Annotated in this window: 21 protein-coding genes and 1 tRNA gene; 10 read left to right on the top strand and 12 right to left on the bottom strand. The window is 73.6% G+C overall.

Annotated features, from left to right (window positions below; translation table 11 throughout):
• Positions 1-83: 83 nt before the first annotated feature.
• From AB0E96_RS03785 to AB0E96_RS03765, 5 genes are all read right to left on the bottom strand, one after another.
• Positions 84-167 (bottom strand) — tRNA-Leu (locus AB0E96_RS03785).
• Positions 168-274: 107 nt separating this feature from the next.
• Positions 275-406 (bottom strand): hypothetical protein, encoded by a 132-nt coding sequence (locus AB0E96_RS03780; protein WP_359818014.1) that lies wholly within the window; start codon positions 404-406, stop codon positions 275-277.
• A gap of 159 nt (positions 407-565) precedes the next feature.
• Positions 566-985 carry a hypothetical protein gene (locus AB0E96_RS03775; protein ID WP_359818012.1) on the bottom strand — a complete coding sequence of 140 codons (420 nt, stop codon included), beginning with the start codon at positions 983-985 and terminating at the stop codon, positions 566-568.
• Between the two features lie 224 nt (positions 986-1,209).
• Positions 1,210-1,356: a DUF397 domain-containing protein gene (locus AB0E96_RS03770; RefSeq protein WP_359818071.1), complete on the bottom strand. Its 147-nt coding sequence runs from the start codon at positions 1,354-1,356 to the stop codon at positions 1,210-1,212.
• On the bottom strand, positions 1,310-2,314 hold the full coding sequence (locus AB0E96_RS03765) for a helix-turn-helix transcriptional regulator (RefSeq protein ID WP_359818011.1): 1,005 nt from the start codon (positions 2,312-2,314) through the stop codon (positions 1,310-1,312). Before AB0E96_RS03765 ends, AB0E96_RS03770 begins: the two co-directional genes overlap by 47 nt.
• Positions 2,315-2,423: 109 nt before the next feature.
• On the opposite strand from AB0E96_RS03765, the gene AB0E96_RS03760 reads away from it, so the two are divergent.
• The 4 genes from AB0E96_RS03760 to AB0E96_RS03745 all read left to right on the top strand — a co-directional run bounded on the left by AB0E96_RS03760 (position 2,424) and on the right by AB0E96_RS03745 (position 5,422).
• Positions 2,424-2,858, top strand: a complete 435-nt coding sequence (locus AB0E96_RS03760; protein ID WP_359818009.1) for an ATP-binding protein — start codon at positions 2,424-2,426, stop codon at positions 2,856-2,858.
• 14 nt (positions 2,859-2,872) lie between these two features.
• Positions 2,873-3,439, top strand: a complete 567-nt coding sequence (locus AB0E96_RS03755) for a hypothetical protein (RefSeq protein ID WP_359818007.1) — start codon at positions 2,873-2,875, stop codon at positions 3,437-3,439.
• Between the two features lie 136 nt (positions 3,440-3,575).
• A complete protein-coding gene (locus AB0E96_RS03750; protein ID WP_359818005.1) occupies positions 3,576-3,881 on the top strand; it encodes a hypothetical protein in 306 nt (101 codons plus the stop codon).
• A 677-nt stretch (positions 3,882-4,558) separates the two neighbouring features.
• Positions 4,559-5,422, top strand: coding sequence for a ribosome-inactivating family protein (locus AB0E96_RS03745; RefSeq protein ID WP_359818003.1), 864 nt, complete (start codon positions 4,559-4,561; stop codon positions 5,420-5,422).
• A 112-nt stretch (positions 5,423-5,534) separates the two neighbouring features.
• Here AB0E96_RS03745 and AB0E96_RS03740 read toward each other — a convergent pair whose 3' ends face one another.
• Complete coding sequence (locus tag AB0E96_RS03740; protein ID WP_359818001.1) at positions 5,535-5,705, bottom strand: hypothetical protein; 171 nt, start codon at positions 5,703-5,705, stop codon at positions 5,535-5,537.
• Between the two features lie 213 nt (positions 5,706-5,918).
• Between AB0E96_RS03740 and AB0E96_RS03735 the strand changes: the two genes are divergently transcribed.
• The gene (locus AB0E96_RS03735) at positions 5,919-7,142 is read left to right on the top strand and encodes a pentapeptide repeat-containing protein (protein ID WP_359817999.1); all 1,224 of its coding nucleotides are present in this window, start codon (positions 5,919-5,921) and stop codon (positions 7,140-7,142) included.
• Between the two features lie 121 nt (positions 7,143-7,263).
• On the opposite strand, the gene AB0E96_RS03730 is transcribed toward AB0E96_RS03735, so the two are convergent.
• Positions 7,264-7,968 carry an alpha/beta hydrolase gene (locus AB0E96_RS03730; RefSeq protein WP_359817997.1) on the bottom strand — a complete coding sequence of 235 codons (705 nt, stop codon included), beginning with the start codon at positions 7,966-7,968 and terminating at the stop codon, positions 7,264-7,266.
• Positions 7,969-8,102: 134 nt separating this feature from the next.
• Between AB0E96_RS03730 and AB0E96_RS03725 the strand changes: the two genes are divergently transcribed.
• Both AB0E96_RS03725 and AB0E96_RS03720 read left to right on the top strand, forming a co-directional pair.
• Positions 8,103-8,618 carry a hypothetical protein gene (locus AB0E96_RS03725; protein WP_359817995.1) on the top strand — a complete coding sequence of 172 codons (516 nt, stop codon included), beginning with the start codon at positions 8,103-8,105 and terminating at the stop codon, positions 8,616-8,618.
• Between the two features lie 169 nt (positions 8,619-8,787).
• Positions 8,788-10,401 carry an AMP-binding protein gene (locus AB0E96_RS03720; protein WP_359817993.1) on the top strand — a complete coding sequence of 538 codons (1,614 nt, stop codon included), beginning with the start codon at positions 8,788-8,790 and terminating at the stop codon, positions 10,399-10,401.
• Positions 10,402-10,596: 195 nt separating this feature from the next.
• On the opposite strand, the gene AB0E96_RS03715 is transcribed toward AB0E96_RS03720, so the two are convergent.
• Positions 10,597-11,598: a helix-turn-helix domain-containing protein gene (locus AB0E96_RS03715; protein WP_359817992.1), complete on the bottom strand. Its 1,002-nt coding sequence runs from the start codon at positions 11,596-11,598 to the stop codon at positions 10,597-10,599.
• Between the two features lie 71 nt (positions 11,599-11,669).
• Here AB0E96_RS03715 and AB0E96_RS03710 point away from each other — a divergent pair, with 71 nt between their 5' ends.
• Complete coding sequence (locus AB0E96_RS03710; protein ID WP_359817990.1) at positions 11,670-12,263, top strand: isochorismatase family protein; 594 nt, start codon at positions 11,670-11,672, stop codon at positions 12,261-12,263.
• Here the strand turns inward: AB0E96_RS03710 and AB0E96_RS03705 are convergent.
• Together AB0E96_RS03705 and AB0E96_RS03700 are read right to left on the bottom strand one after the other, a co-directional pair.
• Positions 12,241-12,777, bottom strand: coding sequence for a hypothetical protein (locus AB0E96_RS03705; RefSeq protein WP_359817988.1), 537 nt, complete (start codon positions 12,775-12,777; stop codon positions 12,241-12,243). The genes AB0E96_RS03710 and AB0E96_RS03705 overlap by 23 nt on opposite strands.
• A 41-nt stretch (positions 12,778-12,818) precedes the next feature.
• Complete coding sequence (locus AB0E96_RS03700; RefSeq protein ID WP_359817986.1) at positions 12,819-13,601, bottom strand: NAD(P)H-binding protein; 783 nt, start codon at positions 13,599-13,601, stop codon at positions 12,819-12,821.
• A gap of 133 nt (positions 13,602-13,734) precedes the next feature.
• Here AB0E96_RS03700 and AB0E96_RS03695 point away from each other — a divergent pair, with 133 nt between their 5' ends.
• Positions 13,735-14,667 (top strand): sigma-70 family RNA polymerase sigma factor, encoded by a 933-nt coding sequence (locus AB0E96_RS03695; protein ID WP_359818068.1) that lies wholly within the window; start codon positions 13,735-13,737, stop codon positions 14,665-14,667.
• A gap of 82 nt (positions 14,668-14,749) precedes the next feature.
• On the opposite strand, the gene AB0E96_RS03690 is transcribed toward AB0E96_RS03695, so the two are convergent.
• The gene (locus AB0E96_RS03690) at positions 14,750-15,271 is read right to left on the bottom strand and encodes a DinB family protein (protein WP_359817985.1); all 522 of its coding nucleotides are present in this window, start codon (positions 15,269-15,271) and stop codon (positions 14,750-14,752) included.
• A gap of 31 nt (positions 15,272-15,302) precedes the next feature.
• Complete coding sequence (locus AB0E96_RS03685; protein WP_359817983.1) at positions 15,303-15,878, bottom strand: nucleosidase; 576 nt, start codon at positions 15,876-15,878, stop codon at positions 15,303-15,305.
• A 629-nt stretch (positions 15,879-16,507) separates the two neighbouring features.
• Here AB0E96_RS03685 and AB0E96_RS03680 point away from each other — a divergent pair.
• Positions 16,508-17,818 (top strand): hypothetical protein, encoded by a 1,311-nt coding sequence (locus tag AB0E96_RS03680; protein WP_359817981.1) that lies wholly within the window; start codon positions 16,508-16,510, stop codon positions 17,816-17,818.
• The last annotated feature ends 112 nt before the right edge of the window (positions 17,819-17,930 follow it).

Genomic DNA, 17,930 nt, shown 5'->3' with positions numbered 1-17,930 from the left:
CCGCACGGATTCGCGCCGCGTCCCCGGCCGTCCACGGAAAACAAAGCGGCCGGTCGATCCGAAGATCGACCGGCCGTTCGCTGTGCGCGAGGGGGGAGTTGAACCCCCACGCCCTTTCGGGCACTGGAACCTGAATCCAGCGCGTCTGCCTATTCCGCCACCCGCGCATCTGGGTGATGAGGAAAACTATAGACCATCCGCAGGGGTGCCTCCGACCACCCCCGGGCGAACGGACGGAAGCCACTCCTCCCCCGGCACCCGGAGGCCGTGCTCCTCAGGCACCGAACTCGTCGATGACGACGGCGCCGGTCGGTCCGTACGCCTCCAGGGACTCCAGCACCGGGCCCGCCTCGTGGAGGCCGACGGTGCGGGTGGCGGTCCTGCCCGAGCTGGAGGTGGCGGCCACGGGTGCTCGATGAAGACGTGCGGCGCACTCGTGAAGGAGCGCGCCTATCGTGCGAGGACACACGCCCCCGCCGACGCATAGGCGCGCACGCATGAGGGGATGCCCCGGCACCCCCGGATCGAGGGGTGCCGGGGCGCGGTCTCACGCCGTCACGCGGCGTCAGTTACCGATGGCGCCGCCGCCCACGGCGTTGCCCGCCGGGCACTTCAGGGCGAAGCTGTGGGTGCCGCTGTAGTACGAGGTGGAGATGTACCGGTAGCCGTCCGAGCAGTCGACGAACACGCGGTAGCTGCTGCCACTACAGGTCTCGTAGAACCAGGGGCCGTCGAAGCCGTAGTTTCCGCAGCTGAGGCTCAGCGGCTTGTTGGTGCCCGGGGTGGCCGTCACGCCGACGACCGACTCGCCCTGGGCCTGGTCGGCCGGCGTGGCGGCGGCGGTCGCCGGCACAATCGAGAGCTGCTGTCCCGAGATGGTGACCACCGGCTCCGCCGCGTTCGCGGCCGGGGAGGCCGCACCGACGGCGGCGAACGCGAGGATCGCCGTCGTGCCGATCGTGCCCAGGGTCTTCCTGAATGCCATGTCGTTGCTCTTTCCCTGTGAGGACTGACTGGAGGTGCTGCATCGACAGGGGGCGCCACCTGCGATCCGCAGGCTAAGCGGGCTCGTTCAGGGCGGACGGGCGGGCACGCCGGGAAATACTACGTATACGCCCGGCTGGCTCCGAGGGGACGAAGAGTGCTCCCGAACAGGACTCGGGGCGGGGCGCCCGTCGGCGCCCCGCCCCGAGGAGGTTGGGAGGTGAATCAGCCTTCGACCGGGAAGTCCCCGGTTCGCACGGCCGCAACGAAGGCCTGCCAGGAGACGGCCGGAAAGACGAGCGCCGGGCCCTGCGGGTCCTTGGAGTCACGCACCGGGACGGCGCCGGGGAGGAAACCAAGGGCCGCCTCGATGCACTCGGCCCCGTCGCCACCGCTGTAGCTGCTCTTGCGCCAAGTGGCCTTCATGGGATCGGCGTTCTGCAAAACGGTACTCCTCCATCGCATCGGCGATCAGGGCACGGGTATCTCCCGGCGAGAGTACACCGGTACGCACCACGTCAAAGTCCCGCCTTGACTCCTCGACCACTGCTGGGGCGTCACTGAAGTGCCCTCGATACAAGCTCTCCGAGTACACCCATTCCTTCCCGTCCGGCATCAACATCAGCACCATGGATGTCGATGGTGTCGTCGCCATCGGGCGACCGAATGGAGCTACCTCGATGACGATGTTCGAGCGCTCAGTCACCGCAAGCAGGTGCTCCATCTGCCGTCGCATCACCCCTGGGCCGCCGATCACCGTGCGGATGGCGCTCTCATCAAGAACCACCATCAAGGTCGGCCCATCAGGAACCAGGAAGCGACCCTGCCGACTCAATCGAGTATCGACCAACTCGGCGTAGCGCTTCGGATCGTTGCGCGCTTTTCCGGTGCTGATCATCGCGCGAACGTACTCTTCGCACTGCAGGAGACCGTTGATCCGGTTGTACTGAAGCACCCGAATCGCCAGAGCCTCTTCCTCCAGCTCCATGAACTTCTCGAACCAGTCTTGGCTCTCGATGTCCGCCTGCCAGTCCACGCGCTCCCAAAGCCGAACCAGCATGCCCCCCATGGCCAGCAGGTCGTCGAGCTTCGCCGCCGTCTCGCGGTCCACCGGACGCCTACCACCCTCGAACCTCGTGATCACCGTCCGGTCGAGGTGCATCAGCTTGCCCAGTTCCTCCTGCGTGTAGCCGGCTCGCTCCCGCGCGAAGCGGAGCGCTTCCCCGAACATCTCCGCCGGGCTCACCGTCGGTCCGATCCCAAGGCGCCGATGTGCCACGTGTTTCTCCCTCAGGTGTTGCGAGCCCTCACACAGCGTTTTGGTCGCCACCGTAACTCCAGCACCCCATGATTGATACCGGAATGCGACGTATCGCGTGCAGAGCGTTACATCGCGCGCCCCTCTTTCACGCCCCCTCCGCCCCCCGAGGTGCTCCCCCATGCTCGCTGCCCACCGTCCCCGCGCGTTCGTCGCCCGGCTCGACGCCCGGACCGAATCCACGCCGCTGGCCCGCTACTTGCTCCGGGCCTATCTCTCCGGACTGCCCGCCGGCGACCGCTACTCTGACACCGCCGAACTCCTCCTCGGCGAGTTGTTCGCCAACGCAGTCCAGCACTCCGACGCTCCCGACGACCGCCACATCGAGATCCGCTTCGCCCTCTCCGGCTCGCGCCTGCGCCTCGAAGTCCACGACGCCGGCACCGGCCGCCCCTACCTCCACACCCCGAACCCGGACGACGAGCACGGACGCGGGCTCTTCCTCGTCAACGAACTCGCCGAACGTTGGGGTAGCGCCTCCCGCCCGGGCGGCATCGGCAAGGTCGTCTGGGCGCTGGTCGCCCCCGTGCCCGTGCCCGCCCTCGTCACCGTCTGAAAGCCGCCCCCGTCATGGACCAGCCGTCGCTCACCACCCTCGCCCGCCACACCCTCTCGCGCGGTGCCACCCCGGCCGCGACCTACGCCCTCATCGCCCGTCTCGGCCACCAGCCCCTGCCCGTGGCGCGCGCCGTCTGCCTCGCCCTCGCCATTCCGCTCGCCGAGACCACCCGCCGCCTGGCCGAGTGCTACGACGCCCTCCTCGCCAACCCCCGCCCGGACTCCGAGTCCGACACCGGTGAACTCCTCGAAGCCCTCGGCGTCTTCGACGTCCCCAGGTCGCTCACCGACGCCGAGCTCGCGGTCGTCGACCTCCTGGTCACCGCCATCGACGCCATGGGCGGCATCCGCCCCGGCCACCACCACGGGCTCCAGCGGTGGTTCACCACCGGCAACCTCACCGCCGCCTACCTCTCCCTCGCCTCCGCCAATCCCCTCCCCCGCACCGGCGACCCCACCGCCTACTGGACCGCCCTCACCAGTGCCGGCGAACTCCTCACCGCCGTCCCCAGCCCCGATGCCCGCCTCAAACGCGCCCTCACCCACTGCCGCACCCAGGCGGCGAACATTCCCGCCTGACGCCTCGCCGCCGCCGTCGTCGCCGTCGCCGTCGCCGTCGCCGTCGCACAGGAAGTCGACCCCACCGGCTTCCCGCGCGAGCCGCCGGGCACCAAAGCTGTGGATCTTGGTGCCGTCAGGCGCCAGGATGGCGCCCATGACCGGTGATCCCCTGCACGTGCCCCTCGACGAACTGCGCAGATCCTTCGACGCGCTGATCCGGCACGTCGAAAGCACCACGACGGGCGGTGGCGTCGTCCTGGACAAGGACTACTTCTGGTCGATCCCGTCCGACGAGATGTACGACGTCATGAAGAACCCGGAGACCCTGACGATCGGGCAGCTCACCGAGTCCTGGCAGCACCTGCGGGACCTGCCGGCCGACGAGGACCGGGCCCTGGGCTACCACCTGGTCTGGCTCGCCGACGTCCTGCGGGCGATCGGCCAGGACCTCACCGTCTGACCGCCCCCCGATCCCCGTCCCGGCGCGGCGGCCCCGGAGCGCCACCGCGCCCGGCTCGCGCCGCCGAGGAGGCGGGTCTCCCTCCTCGGGACGTCGGACGCGGCCGCCGGCACGACCCGTAGCCCTGCGCGGGAAGTCGGCCCCGCCGACTTCCCGCGCAGGGCCGAGTGATGCGCCGCCCGGCCGCACGGCCTCGCCGCCCTTGCCCGTCAGCGCCCTCCGCTGTGCCGAGCCTGCACGCTTGCGGCGTGGCGACGACGGCCGCTTCCGCCCGGGCGATCGCGCAGCCCTGGCCTGCCGGCCCAGACACCCACCCCGGGTGACCGCCTCGCGCCGGGCCCCTCCATGGGCCCATCTTCGCTGCCCAACAGGGGACTTGAGCATTACCACGGGTCCCGGGCCCGTCTCCCCCCGGACCCCCGCGCCGCTGCCGCCCGGCCGCCCGTTCCACCCCGTCGTAGGTCACCGGGGTAAGTCATCCGCCCCACCCCGGGTCAGTCACGCCCCGTGGCACAGTGCTGCCCGGCAGAGACGCCCCGGCACCCCCGGTGCCACCCACAGGACCGGACGGATCGTCAGACATCCCGCTCCGGCAGCCAAGAGAGAAGAAGATGAAGAGGCACACCACCGTCCGCGCACGGCTCCGTTCGCTCCTCCTGGCAGGCGTAGGCCTGAGCATGGCACTCACCGGCGTGCTCGGCGGGGCCGGAACCGCCGAGGCCCGCACCGAGTGGCGCCACATGTCCCACGTGTGGTTCGACCTGTCAGAGGGCGGCCCCGGCGAGTCCGAGACCATCCGCTACTCCACCTTCATGGCCAGCCTGCGGGCGGCGGTGGCGGGCTACAACATGCAGGAGACGCAGCTGGAGGACGTCGGCCTCGTCCAGGTCTCGCTGACCGCGCTCGACGACCAGGGCCGGCGCCGCCACACCGACATCTGGGTCAACCCCTCCAACCTCTACGTGTGGGGCTTCTCCAACGAGAACGGCGTCACCTACCAGTTCAACGACATCGGCAACGCCCTGCAGACGCGGATCTCGGAGACCACCTCCCCGACGCCGCCGGTCAACCCCAACGTCCAGACGATGAACATCGGTTCGAACTACAACGCGCTGAGCCAGGCGGCCGGCCGGAACCGGGGCGCGATGCCCATCAGCTGGATCGACCTGCGGTACTCCATCGTCCAGCTGGCGGCCGAGAGCAACCCGTGGGGCAACCGCCAGGCCACCGCGCGCTCGCTGAGCCTGATGATCCAGGCCCTCTCCGAGGCCGCCCGGTTCAACGATGTCGAGGGCACCTTCCGCGCGGCGATGAACAACTGGGGTGTCCGCCAACTGCCGCAAGCGCAGCAGAACCTGGAGAACTCCTGGGACGCCCTGTCGCGGTTCTACCAGCGCGCCTCCGCCGGGCAGAACGCGACCGCGGTCGACATCGACGAGGTCGGGCGGGTCGACAACCTCGACCGCCTGCGCTGGTACGTGCAGATGACCATGGGCCACCCCCACACCGACAACGGGGACTGGAACCACGACGAGCTCTGACGGCTCCCGTCCCCCGGCCGGGGGGGCGACGCGGGGGGAGCGGACGACCGGGGGCGGCCCATCGTGCCGGACGCCCGCCGCTCGCCCGCCCGGCTCGTCGGCGCACCGCACCTCAGCCGTGCCCGGCGGCCAGCCGGGCGAGCAGCGCGGTCACGGTGGCACCGCCCGCCGCCGCGGCCATGCCCCGGACGAAGTGCAGCACGACCGTGCGCCGCACGACCCGCCACCGCCCGCGCCGCGCCTCCTCGGCTGCCCGACCCTGCTTGCCGTTCCAGGCGACCATCTCGCCTCTCCTCTCCCGGGGGAATCGGCCGCGTCCCACGGCCTGACTCCACTCTGGAGCCGGCCGGCAGCCGCACCGCGCCCGGCCGATGGGACCGGATGAAGCCGGAAGCCGCCTGCCGGAAAAGGGCGTTCACCTGACACCGACCCGCCCTGGGTCCATGATGAACTGACAGCACCGGACGGAATCTGACAGCGCATCGAGGGGCGGCCCGTGGCAAGAATCGCCATACCCAGCAGCGAGAGCCTCCCGCCCGGGCCGCGCCGGGACCTGGTCGACGCACTGCACGGGCTGCACCGGGGAGCCGGCAAACCCAGCCTCCGCGAGATCTCCGACGGCATCAGGAAGCGCCAGGACCTGCCGGCCCCGGTCAGCCACGACACCGTGAGCCAGCTGCTGCGCGGTGTGGCCGTGCCCGCCTGGGCGCGGATGGAGTCCGTGGTGCGCTACCTCGCCGAAGCCGCCGTCGGCCGGCAGAAGCCGGACCCGGAGGCCGAGGTCGAACGCTTCCACCGGCTCTGGCTGGCCGTCGAGGACGCGGCCCCGGCCGCACCGGACTCCCCGGCCCAAGAAGCTCCGGAGGAGCCGACCCGGCCGGCCCCGGAGGACGCGGATCTGGGGGCGGAGCTCCGCCACCCCGAGTCGGATCGTCGGATCGCGGCCCTGTACCGCCTGGAACGGCTGGCGTGGCACACCCGACGGCAGGACGAGGTGCCCGTCTCCCCCCGGTGGCCTTCGCTGCTGGCGGACTTCCTCCGGAGGGCCCGACCGCTGGAGGGCCCCCTCGGCTCGGCCCCTGCTCCGCCCGAGGAGGCCCAGGTGGCGGCGCTGGTCCTGGGCCGCCTGCCCTATGAGTACTTCGCCGACGGGATCGACCTGTCGCGGCTCGACCTTCGGAACCTCGTCTGGGACGGGGCCCGGCTCTGGAGCGCCGACCTGAGCGGGAGCCTGCTGGCGAACGGCTCCCTGCAGCACGCGCAACTCGAGGACGCCCGGCTGGCACAGGCGACGCTCACCGGCGCGAACCTGGAGTCCGTCAATCTCACCGACGCCGACCTCACCCGGTGCAACCTCACCGACGCGGCCATGATGAACGCCAGGCTCTCGGACGCGAACCTGTCCCACACCCTTCTCTCGCGAGCGAACCTGATGGGCGCCTCGGGCCACCGGACCCGGCTGACCGGATGCGAAACCGCTCACGCCGACTTCAGCTACGCGGACCTGCGCGGCGCCGACTTCCGTCAGGCCGCCCTGATGCGCTGCCGGTTCGACCACGCCGTCCTCGCCGGCGCGGACTTCACCGGTGCGACGTTCGACGGCAACTCCTTCGCCGATGCCGACGTGTCCGGAGCGCGCTTCACCCAGCGAGCGCTGAGCCACATGGCGCTGGCACCCGCCCAGCTCGCCTCCGTCACGGTCGTACCCGATCCCGGCTGACGGGGGCCCGCACCGCCCTCAGGGTGTCGGCAGGTCCCCGAAGGCCTGCCGGCCGAGAAGCCCCGCCCCACCCGCACGGGAGGTCGGCCCGGCCGACCTCCCGTGCGCCGGGGTGCCCCGGCTACAGCTCGGCGCGGTAGGCCTCCAGGCGTTCGGCCAGGTCGTGCGGGTGGCCGAGCATCGGGAGGTGGTCGCCGGGCATCTCGTCCGGGCGCAGGCCCAGCCGTTCCTGGACGTGCCGCCGCAGGAACGCGGGCGGGAAGAAGCGGTCGCCGGTGGCCAGCAGGAACCGGGTGGGCACCCGGGGCCAGGCCGCCAGTGGCCAGGGCGTCCCGAACGGGGTGGCCGACTGCTGCCGCTGGTGCTCCGCGAGGAGTTCCTCGACGAGCGCGGCCGGGGTGTCGTGGAGGAACAGGGCGCGCGGGTCCTCCTCCGCACCCTCCGCCACGCCCCTGCCGCGGTCGGATTCGCGGCGGTCCCGCGCGTAGCCGGTGTTCTCCCACCAGGCGCCCGGCGTCTCCCCGGGCGCCGGCACCTGGGCCTGGAGCATGACCAACAGGTCCACCGGCAGGCGCTCGCACACCAGCGGGCCGGTGAAGCCGCCGAACGAGTGCGCGACGACGACGAGTTGCCCCGCGCGCCCGCCGACCGGCGACGGGACCGCCGCCACCACCGCGTCCGCGTACTCGACGAGCCCGGCCGCGTCGTCCTCGCACGGCAGGTCCGGCGCGACCACCTGGTGGCCCCGCCCGCGCAACTCGGCCGCCAGCGGCTCCCAGCACCAGGAATCGGCAGCCGCGCCATGGATCAGAACGTACGTCGCCACGATCACTCCCCCGTCCGGAACGGATCACTTCCGCATCGTCCCGAGCCTACCGACCGGTCCGCCCCCGAACCGCCTGTCGGCACCCGCATACTCATCCCAACGACCGGCCATCGACCACCCGTTGGGGGAAGCCCTTGTTCCGCGACACCCGCCCGGGCAGCATCCGCATACCGACCCACCGCGAGACCGCCGAGGAGTGGGGCGAGCAGATCGCCACCCTCCGCGCCGCTCCGCCCGGGTGGCTGTTCCTGCTGGGGCGGCTGTCCTCCGACGGCTACCTCTGCCACCTCGACCTCAACTACCACCTGGACGGCGAGCTCGTCGCCGTCGTCCAGACCTCCCGCCCCGTGCCGGCCGGCCACCGGGTGGGCTCCCTCACCACCCCGCAGTCCCAGCTCTCCACCTTCCTCGCCACTGCGGACCGCCTCGACCCGCGCACCGCCCTCGCCCCGCTCGCCGGGCCACCGACCCCGGGCGAGGTGCTGCTCCACGGCGTCCCCGTCCCGGTGGAGGTCCACCACAGCCACGGCTGCCGCAGCGCCCTGATCCCCCGGCTCCCCTCCCAGCAGGGCTACGCGATCGTCACCGCCGCCACCGAGCACTGGGCCGCCGCCACCGACCTCGCCCTCCGGCCCCCGCTGGCGTTCTGAGCGGGGCCACCGCACCGGACCGCCGCCCGCGTTTCACCCGAACGGCGGCGGCGCGGACGGCGACCCGTCGCTGATGCCCCGTCACAAATGCGCCGTCGGCGAAGAGTTCACGCCATTTCCCGGGAGTCCACCCCCGGCACATTGGCACGGGTGGGGTTAGCCTGTGGCCATGGTTGCAAACTACAAGGAAGAAGTAGCCATGCAGGACCCGGAGTTCGTCAGCGGCCCCGCCCTGATCCTCCGGTCCCTCGCATCCGACCCCGACCGGCGGGCCATCGTCACCGCCGACGGCGTCGGGATCACCGCCGGCGACTTCGCCGCCGCCACCTACCGCCTCGCCCACGAGCTGATCGCCCGGGGCGCCGCCCGCGGCACCACCGTGACCCTGCTGACCGGCAACACCCCCGAAGCCCTGAGCGCCCGCTACGCGGCGGGCCTCGCGGGGGCCCGGGTGGTGAACCTGTACGACGGCATGAGCACCCCCGTCCTGGCCGAGATCACCGCGAGCGTCGACACCGCCGTGCTGCTCGTGGACGCCGAACGGTACGCCGACGCCCCCGCGTTGCTCCCGCTGATCGACGTGCCGACGGTCCTCACCCTCGGCCCGGGCCCGAACCCGACGGAGGACGGCACCGGCACCGGCACCGGCACCGGCACCGGCGCGATCGGCGAGGACGTCATCGCCGCCTCCGCCCACCGCCCCGCCGAACCCCCGGACGTCCGGATCGGACCGGAGGACGACCTCGGCATCCGCCACACCGGCGGCACCACCGGCATCCCCAAGGGCATCCTCAGCCTCCACGGCACCTACCGTCGCGTCTTCGACGCCCCGGTCGGCAGCGACCCCGCCGAGGGCCCGCCCCGGGTGCTCGCCGCCACCCCGCTCGCCCACCTCGCCGGGATCTTCGCCGACGTCACCCTCCAGCGCGGCGGCACGGTCGTCCTCCAGCGCTCCTTCGAGCCGGGCGCCGTCCTGGCCGCCGTCGAGCGCGAACGCATCACCGACCTGTGGGTGCTGCCGCCGCTGCTCCACCAGCTGCTCGACCACCCGGCGATCGGCCGCACCGACCTGTCCAGCCTGCGGCACATCGCGTACGGGGGCAGCGCCGCCTCGCCGACCCGGATCCGCGAGGCCCTCAAGGTCTTCGGGCCCGTCCTGTACGGGGTCTACGGGATGTCGGAGGCGCAGCTGATCTCCATGCTCCCGCCGCGGGAGCACGACCGGATCGGCCGCGGCGGCCAGGTCTCGGTCGGCCGGCCCGGCCCGGGCATCGAGGTGGCGATCCGTTCGCTCGACGGCACCGCCGTGCCGACCGGCGAGCAGGGCGAGGTCCACATGCGCTCCGCCACCGTCATGGCCGGGTACTGGAAGCGGCCCGACCTCACCGCCGCGGTCCTGCACGACGGCTGGCTGAACACGGGGGACGTCGGCTACTTCGACGAGGACGGCTACCTCTACCTCGCCGACCGGGTCAAGGACCTGATCATCGTGGTCGGCGGGCACGTCTACCCGTCCGAGGTGGAGGACCTCCTCGTCACCCACCCGGCGGTCGCCCGCTGCGCCGTCTTCGGTGTGCGCGACGAGCAGGAGGCGGAGCACGTCCACGTCGCCGTCGTCCCCGCGCCGGGGCAGCGGCCGGAACTGGAGGAGCTCCGCGCCTTCGTCACGGAGCGCAAGGGCCGGATCTTCGCCCCCGAGGTGCTGCACCTCGTGGACGAGATCCCGCTGACGCCCGTCGGCAAGCCCGACAAGAAGCGCCTGCGCGAGGCCGCCACGCGCTGAGCGGCCCACCGGGGCGGGGCGGTGTCCGGACGCCGCCCCGCCCCCACAGCTACCGGCCCCTCGCCCACCGGTCCGACTTCACCCCAAGGTGGGGTTTGGCTCAACGAACCCCGCCCCCGTGCCGAGAAGCCAACGGGGGTGGCGGCGCTGAGGGCCGCCACCCCTCTCCCCTGCCGGCCTCGGGCAGGAACTCCCCTACCGCGCGGGCCGGTTCGGCCGCGCCGACGTGTCCCCCCGGCCCTCCTCCCGCCCCCGGAAGGCACGGCGGTACTCGCGCGGGGCGAGGCCCACCCGCGCCGTGAAGACCGGCCGCAGGGAGACGGCGGAGGCGAAGCCGCAGCGGGTGGCGACGGTGTCGACGGGCAGGTCGCTCTCCTCCAGGAGCCGCTGGACGGCGAGGATGCGCTGGTCGAGCAGCCAGCGCACCGGGGTGGTGCCGGTGGTGGCGGTGAAGCGGCGGGCGAAGGTCCGTTCCGACATCAGGGCGGCGGCGGCCATCCGGCGCACCGTCCAGGGGGTGTCCAGGGAGGCCAGGACCTCGGCGCGCAGGCGCGCCAGCGGGTCGTCGTCGGCGCCGCCGTCCGGCACCGGGGAGGGGATGAACTGGTTCTGCCCACCCGTCCGGAAGGGCGCGGTGACCATGGCCCGGGCGATGGTCGCGGCCGCCTGCTGGCCGTGCGCGGTGCGGACCAGGTGGAGGCAGAGGTCGATGCCCGCCGCGACGCCGGCCGAGGTCCACAGGCCGTCGCCGCCGGTGAAGAGCACCTCCGGCCGGACCGTCACCGCCGGGAAGCGGCGGGCGAGTTCACCGGCGAGCGCCCAGTGGGTGGTGGCCTCCCGGCCGTCCAGCAGGCCGGCCTCGGCGAGGACGAAGGCGCCCGCGCAGAGCGAGGCGATCGGGACGCCGGCGGCCGCGACCGCCCGCAGAGCCCCCAGCACCTCCGGGGCGTGCCGGGCGTCCGGGTCCTCGATGCCGGGCACCACCACCAGGTCGCAGCCGGCCAGCGCCGCCGGCCCGTGGTCGGGGACCCGCTCCAGCCCGCCGCCCAACCGCACCCGGGCGCCCTCCGGCCCGCAGACCCGCAGGTCGAAGGCGGGCAGGCCGAACCGGGCGGACCGGTCCGTCCACACCTCGCCGATCACCGCGTAGTCGAAGGCCCGGACACCGTCGAAGATCAGGCAGCCCACCGTGTGCATGGCAGGAATCTATCGATGGGCGGCGTCTCCGCCCATCACACCTTCCCGGTGTCGCCGACCACCATGGACGCATGACGAACACCGATGCCTTCGACGCCCCGCTCGTTCTCGACCGCGACGCCGTCCTGCTGCTCATCGACGTCCAGAAGGGCTTCGAGGCCGAGGCCTTCGGCCCCCGCGACAACCCGCAGGCCGAACAGCGGATGGCCGAACTGATCGCCGCCTGGCAGGACACCGACCGACCGATCGTCACCGTGCAGCACGACGGCCCGGGCACCCCGCTGGCCGGGGGCACCCCGGGGCACGAGCTCAAGGACTTCGTCGCCGGCCTCACCCCCGCGCTGCACGTCACCAAGTCCGTCAACAGCGCCTTCTACGGCACCCCCGACCTGCACGCCTGGCTCCAGGAGCGCGGCGCCCGGCAGGTGGTGGTCACCGGGATCATCACCAACGTGTGCTGCGAGACCACCGCCCGGATGGCCGGCAACCTCGGCTACGACGCGATCTTCCCGACCGACGCCATGCACTCCTTCGACATGGCCGGCCCCGACGGCGCCACCATCCCCGCCGCCGACCTCGCCCGCGCCACGGCCGCCACCCTGCACGCGATGCGCTTCGCCAAGGTCGTGACGACCGGGGCCGTCACCGAAGCCGCGAAGGCCTGAGCAACGGCTCGTAGGCGTTCCCCTCCTCGGCGTTGAGCAGGACGTACGAGGCCCCGGGGCCCAGCGTGAGCTCCCGCAGCCGCGCCAGGGCCCCGGCGGCGGAGGGCACCTCGAAGCCGAGCGCCGCGGCCGCCTCGTCCCGGTCGGCGAGGAGGTCCGGCTCGTCCTCCAGGTACTCCTCGGCCGCGTCCGCGCACTCCTCCGCCGTCAGCCCCGGACAGTCCCGCCACCACGGCACCGCCAGCAGCAGCCGCACCAGCTCCGGCAGCCCGACGGCCAGCAGCGCCGCACCGCCCTCGGAGTCGGCGTACAGCACCGGCCGCTCCTCGCCGCCCTCGCCGCAGAGGAAGTAGGTGCCGCCCGCGCCGTCCTTGGCCACCGGCTCCAGCGCGGCACCCGAGGCGAGGACGACCTCCTCGACGTGCTCGTAGCTGCGGGACGGGTCGAACTCGCCCGGCCAGACCAGGTAGTCGGCTGCGGCGGCGTGGGCGCGGATGGCATCGAGGAGCGACATGGCGGACACCTTACGGACCGCCGCGGACAGCCGTCAGGCCGTCAGGCCGTCAGCCGCTCCGCCAGGTACTCCTCCCAGCTCCGCCGCCCGTACTCGGCCCCCGCCGCGGCCAGGTTCTCCCCCGCCCGGTACGCCCGGCCGACCTTTCCCGGCACCCGGAGCGGCAGGTGCCGGCGGCTGCGGCCGCGCGCGGCGAGGTAGCCGCGGGTCAGCTCGCCCATCTCGTACACCGCCGGACCGGCCAGGTCGGGCACCCGCCCGGCCGGCCCGCCGAGCACCGACTCCACCAGCCGGGCGGCGACCTCCCGGACGTCCACCGGCTGCCAGCGGACCCCGCCGGGGGCCGGCACCAGCGGCAGCCCGGCCATCTTCTCGGCCACCGTGAACGCCAGGTCGTGGAACTGCGCGGCCCGCAGGATCGTGTACGGCAAGCCCGAGTCGGCCACCGCCCGCTCGGCGGCGTGCTTGGCCCGGAAGTACCCGAGCGGCAGCCGGTCCGCGCCGATCACCGAGATGAACACCAGGTGCCGCACCCCGGCCCGCTGCGCCGCGGCCACCAGCAGCCGGGTGGCGACGTCGTCGCCCTTGGGGCCGCCGGCCAGGTGCAGCACGGTGTCCACCCCCGCCAGCGCCCGGTCCAGCTGCCCGGCGGCCGTCGCCGGGTCCCCGAGCAGATCGCCGCGCGCGTAGGTCACACCGTCGGCGGCCGGACGGTCCTGGCGGCTGAGCACGCGCACCGGCAGCCCGGCAGCGCGCAGCAGCGGGACCACCTGCCGGCCCAGGGTTCCGGTACCGCCGGTGACCAGCACGGGGTTCTTCGTCATGATCGTCTCCGATTCGTCCCGGGAGGGGAGTTGATCTCCCCGCCACGGCCGTTGTTGGGTGGCTCCTGCTGCTCCGACCCCCGGCGACGAAGGAATGTGACACGTGGACGAGAAGAAGGTGGACGGGAAGAAGGTGGACGGGAAAGCGGACGGGAAAGCCGCCCGGGCCGCGCTCTTCGAGGAGCACCGCCCGCACCTGCGCGCCGTCGCGTACCGGATGCTCGGCTCGCTCAGCGAGGCCGAGGACGCCCTCCAGGAGGCCTGGCTCCGCTACGACCGCACCGACACCGCCGGCGTGGACAACCTCGGCGGCTGGCTGACCACGGTGGTCTCCCGGGTCTGCCTGAACCTGCTGCGCACCCGCGCCCAGCGCCGCGAGGAACCCCTGGAGCCCGCCGGCCCCGACGGCGAGCCGGGCCCGCCGCGCATCCCGGACCCGCTGCTGCGGCGCGAGGGCGTGGTCGACCCGGAGCAGGAGGTGCTGCTCGCGGACTCGGTCGGGCTGGCACTGATGGTGGTGATGGAGTCGCTGTCACCGGCCGAGCGGGTCGCCTTCGTGCTGCACGACCTGTTCGCGGTGCCGTTCGACGAGATCGCCCCGCTGATCGAGAAGACCACCGCCGCCACCCGTCAACTGGCCAGCCGGGCCCGACGCAAGGTCCAGGGGCAGGCGCCCGCGCCCGACCCGGACCTCGGCCGGCAGCGGGCGGCCGTGGACGCGTTCTTCGCCGCCGCCCGCGACGGCGACCTGGACGCGCTCCTCGCCGTGCTCGACCCGGACGTGGTGCTGCGCGCGGACGGCGGAACGGCGCTGGCCCGGCACACCGTGGTGCACACGGGCGCCGGCACGGTCGCCGGCCAGGCCGTCCTGTGGGGCACGCTCTCGCCGTTCGCCCGGCCGGCGCTGGTCAACGGCACCGCGGGCGCGGTGGTCATCGGGGACAACGGCCGGGCGCTGTCGATCATGGCGTTCACCGTAGTGGACGGCGCGATCGCGGCGATCGACGTGCTCACCGACCCGCGGCGGCTGGCGGCCCTGGACCTCACGGCCTTCCGGAACGCCTGACCGGGGTGCCCGGGGCGGGTACCCGGCCCGGGCGCCGTCGGCGCCCTCGGCGCACTCGGCGCACTCGGCGCACCCTGCGCCCTCAGCGTCCGATCGCACCGTCCAGCTGTTCGCGGATGATGTCCGCGTGCCCGGCGTGCCGCCCGGTCTCCTCGATCATGTGGACCAGCACCCAGCGCAGCGACGGCCCCTCGACGGCGTCCGGCCGCAGCGAGCGCTCGCCCGGCCGGTCCAGGTCCGGGGCGGCCGCGACCACCGCGTCGGAGCGCCCGATGGCCTCCCGGTAGGCGGCCACCTCCGCGGCCACCGTCGCGCCGTCCAGCGACTCCCCGTCCGTCTCCCGAGGCGCCTCGCCCACGCCCCGGTAGGCCCAGGTGAACCAGTTGTCCTCGACCACGGCGAGGTGCCGCACCAGCCACAGCAGGCTGGTGCCGGAGGCCACGCCGGGGCGCCGGGCGTCCTCGTCGGAGACCCCGTCGAGCTTGGCGATCACCGCCGCGCGCAGGTAGGCGAGGAAGGCCAGCAGAGTGGTCGGCTCGTCCGCGTTCAGGCTCGGCGGACGGACGTCGGAGGGCGTGCTCCGCCCGGTGTCGGTGTCGGTCACCGCGCCACCCTAGCCAGACCGTGACGCGACGTCACCAGCCCTGGGCGACCACCCAGTCGGCCAGCTCGCGGGCACAGCCGTCCACCGCCTCCTTCCAGGTGTGGCCCGCGCCGTCCCCGGCCTCGTCGCTGACGTGCTTGACCAACCGCACCGGCACCCCGGCCCGGTGGGCGACGGTGGCGACGGCGTAGCCCTCCATGTCCACCAGGTCGGCGTGCTCGGCGAGCCGGTCGCGGGCGGCCGTGTCGGAGACGAAGAGGTCCCCGGTGGCCAGCACCGGCCCGTCGCCCTTGCCGATCACCAGCGGCGCACCGTACTCACGCCCGGTGAGCGCGTGCAGGGCGGCGGTGTCGAGGTCGTGCTGGATCACCTGGACCACGTGGTGGGTGCCCTCCCAGCCGGGGCGCAGCGCGCCGGCCGTGCCGAGGTTGATCACCTCGGAGGGCTTCTCGCCCTGGGCGAGGACGGTGGTCAGCGCGACCGCGGCGTTGACCTTCCCGATCCCGGTGAGCAGCACGGGCAGCCGACCGTCCAGGTGGGCGGCCTCCTCGCGCACGGCGACGACGAGCAGCGGGCGGTCGGGCGAGATCGTTCCAAGCAGGCGCATACCTCCATCGTACGGAGCGAAGGCGGACCGCACCCGGGATCGCCCGCCCGCGGGCGGCCCCCGCGCTCCGGAACGGCCCCCGCGCTCCGCCCGGCCGGGGGACCCGCCGACGCACCCGCCAGGGACCCGCCGAGGCACCCGCCGGGAGAAGCGCCGGGACCCCGCCGGGGAACCGCCGGGGGCGCGATCCGCGTCGGACGGTTCGCCGCCCCTCGGGACGGCCGGCCGGAGCCGCACCGGCGGCACGGGCCGCCCGGGGGAACGTGCACGACATGCTCAAGATCGGCGCAAGTCGGGTGTGGCCGGGGGGAGTCACGGCCATACTGCTGCCATCGGTCGGGCCCCGGGGACGGGTCCGGCCCCAGGGGAGGATGAGGCGGGTGGCAACACCAGCAGGCAACGGCGCATCCGGCGCCGCGCACCCGGCACGGCCGAACCGGCCGGGGCCGCAGGGAGCGCCGGGCGCACTGGTCTCGACGGCCCCACCGGCGGCGACGGCCGCACCGGTGGCGCCGGTCGCGACGCCCGCACCCGGAGCGGCCCCGCTCGCGAGGCCCGGCGGCGCTCCCCCGGCGACCGGACCTGGCAAGGCACCCGCGACGCGCCTCTCGACTGCCGTCAGCACCGGCGTGCGCGCCCGGCTCGCACAGGCCACCCGCACGCCGCCCAACCGGCTGAGGCTGGCCGGCGTGGTGCTCGCGGTGCTCACCATCGCCTTCGGCGGGCTCACCGCCTGGCAGTTGGAGGACAGGGCACGGGCCGCCGAGCGGGTGGTCACCCACAGCCAGCCGCTCAGCCGGGACGCCGCCGAGATCCACCGCAGACTGGCCGGTGCCGCCACCACCGCGACCACCGGCTTCCTGTTGGCCGGCAACGAGCCCACCACGGTCCGCAAGGAGTACGAGCAGGACCTCGCCCGCACCGCCGAGCTGATCACCAGCGCCGCCGCCCTGGCCGGCACGGCCTCTCGGGCGAAGGAACCACTGACCCTCCTGGGCCAGCAACTAACGGTCTACGCGGGCCTGGTGGAGAACGCCCGGGCCGACAACCGGCAGGGCATCCCGCTCGGCGGGGCCTACCTGCGCTACGCCTCCGAGCAGATGCAGAAGGAGCTGCTGCAGACCGCAGGCCGGCTCTCCGACTACGAGGACCGGGAACTCGCCGCCGACTACGCCGCGGCCAAGGCGGTGCCGTGGGCGGCGTACGGCCTGGGTCTGGTCACCCTGGCGGCGCTGGTCTGGGTGCAGCTGACGCTGTTCCGCCGCACCAATCGGGTGTTCAACATCGGGCTGCTGGGCGCCACCGCCGCCGTGCTGGCCGGCACCCTGTGGCTGACCGCCGCCGGACTGGGCACGACCTTCGCGCTCCAGCGCAGCTTCGAGCAGGGCGCGGCCCCGCTGCGCGCGCTCAACTCCGCCCGGGTGGACGTGCTGACCGCCCGGCTGAACGAGAACCTGCACTTCGTCGCCCGCGGCTCGACCGCCAAGTACACCGACGCGTGGACGGCGACCATCACGCACCTGGACGGGTCAGCCCCGGACGGCACCCGCAGGCCGGGCGGCGGCACCCTCGGCGAGGCCCTCAAGCTCGCCCCCGCCGACGCCGCCGGCGACATCGCGAAGGCCACCGAGCAGTACGGCTCCTGGCTCCGGCAGCACGAGGCGGCCCGGGCACTGGAGGTCAACAGCACCGACTACGAGGGCGCGCTGAAGGCGACCGTGACGGCCGACGGCGGCGGCACCACCGCCGACGCCTTCTTCAAGGCCACCGACGAAGCACTCGGGAAGGCCGCCGAAGCCGAGCAGAAGAGCCTCACGAACGCCGCCAAGGGCACCGACTGGGATCTGCGCGCCGCCGCCGTCGCCGTCGCGCTGTCCGGCCTGGTGGCCGCGGCCGCCGCGCTGCGCGGCCTGGGCCGACGACTGGCCGAGTACCGGTAACGGGCAAGGGAGACGCACCGATGCGCAACAGGACCTTCCGGAGAACCACCAGGCCCGCCGCCGCGCTGGCCCTGCTGGCGGCCGGCGCGGCCGTGCTCGCCGGCGGCGGCCC

The organism is Kitasatospora sp. NPDC036755, from assembly GCF_040636595.1.
Classification (GTDB): domain Bacteria; phylum Actinomycetota; class Actinomycetes; order Streptomycetales; family Streptomycetaceae; genus Kitasatospora.
Note: the sequence above shows the minus strand (reverse complement) of the source record. Positions and strands in the feature narration are given on the sequence as shown.

What these genes read in the sequence shown, in the direction of transcription:
- AB0E96_RS03745 (WP_359818003.1), top strand. Translation starts at nt 4,559, where the DNA reads ATGGCACTCACCGGCGTGCTCGGCGGGGCCGGAACCGCCGAGGCCCGC.
- AB0E96_RS03755 (WP_359818007.1), top strand. Translation starts at nt 2,873, where the DNA reads ATGGACCAGCCGTCGCTCACCACCCTCGCCCGCCACACCCTCTCGCGC.
- AB0E96_RS03720 (WP_359817993.1), top strand. Translation starts at nt 8,788, where the DNA reads ATGGTTGCAAACTACAAGGAAGAAGTAGCCATGCAGGACCCGGAGTTC.
- AB0E96_RS03760 (WP_359818009.1), top strand. Translation starts at nt 2,424, where the DNA reads ATGCTCGCTGCCCACCGTCCCCGCGCGTTCGTCGCCCGGCTCGACGCC.
- AB0E96_RS03750 (WP_359818005.1), top strand. Translation starts at nt 3,576, where the DNA reads ATGACCGGTGATCCCCTGCACGTGCCCCTCGACGAACTGCGCAGATCC.
- AB0E96_RS03740 (WP_359818001.1), bottom strand. Translation starts at nt 5,705, where the DNA reads ATGGTCGCCTGGAACGGCAAGCAGGGTCGGGCAGCCGAGGAGGCGCGG.
- AB0E96_RS03700 (WP_359817986.1), bottom strand. Translation starts at nt 13,601, where the DNA reads ATGACGAAGAACCCCGTGCTGGTCACCGGCGGTACCGGAACCCTGGGC.
- AB0E96_RS03685 (WP_359817983.1), bottom strand. Translation starts at nt 15,878, where the DNA reads ATGCGCCTGCTTGGAACGATCTCGCCCGACCGCCCGCTGCTCGTCGTC.
- AB0E96_RS03705 (WP_359817988.1), bottom strand. Translation starts at nt 12,777, where the DNA reads ATGTCGCTCCTCGATGCCATCCGCGCCCACGCCGCCGCAGCCGACTAC.
- AB0E96_RS03710 (WP_359817990.1), top strand. Translation starts at nt 11,670, where the DNA reads ATGACGAACACCGATGCCTTCGACGCCCCGCTCGTTCTCGACCGCGAC.
- AB0E96_RS03775 (WP_359818012.1), bottom strand. Translation starts at nt 985, where the DNA reads ATGGCATTCAGGAAGACCCTGGGCACGATCGGCACGACGGCGATCCTC.
- AB0E96_RS03715 (WP_359817992.1), bottom strand. Translation starts at nt 11,598, where the DNA reads ATGCACACGGTGGGCTGCCTGATCTTCGACGGTGTCCGGGCCTTCGAC.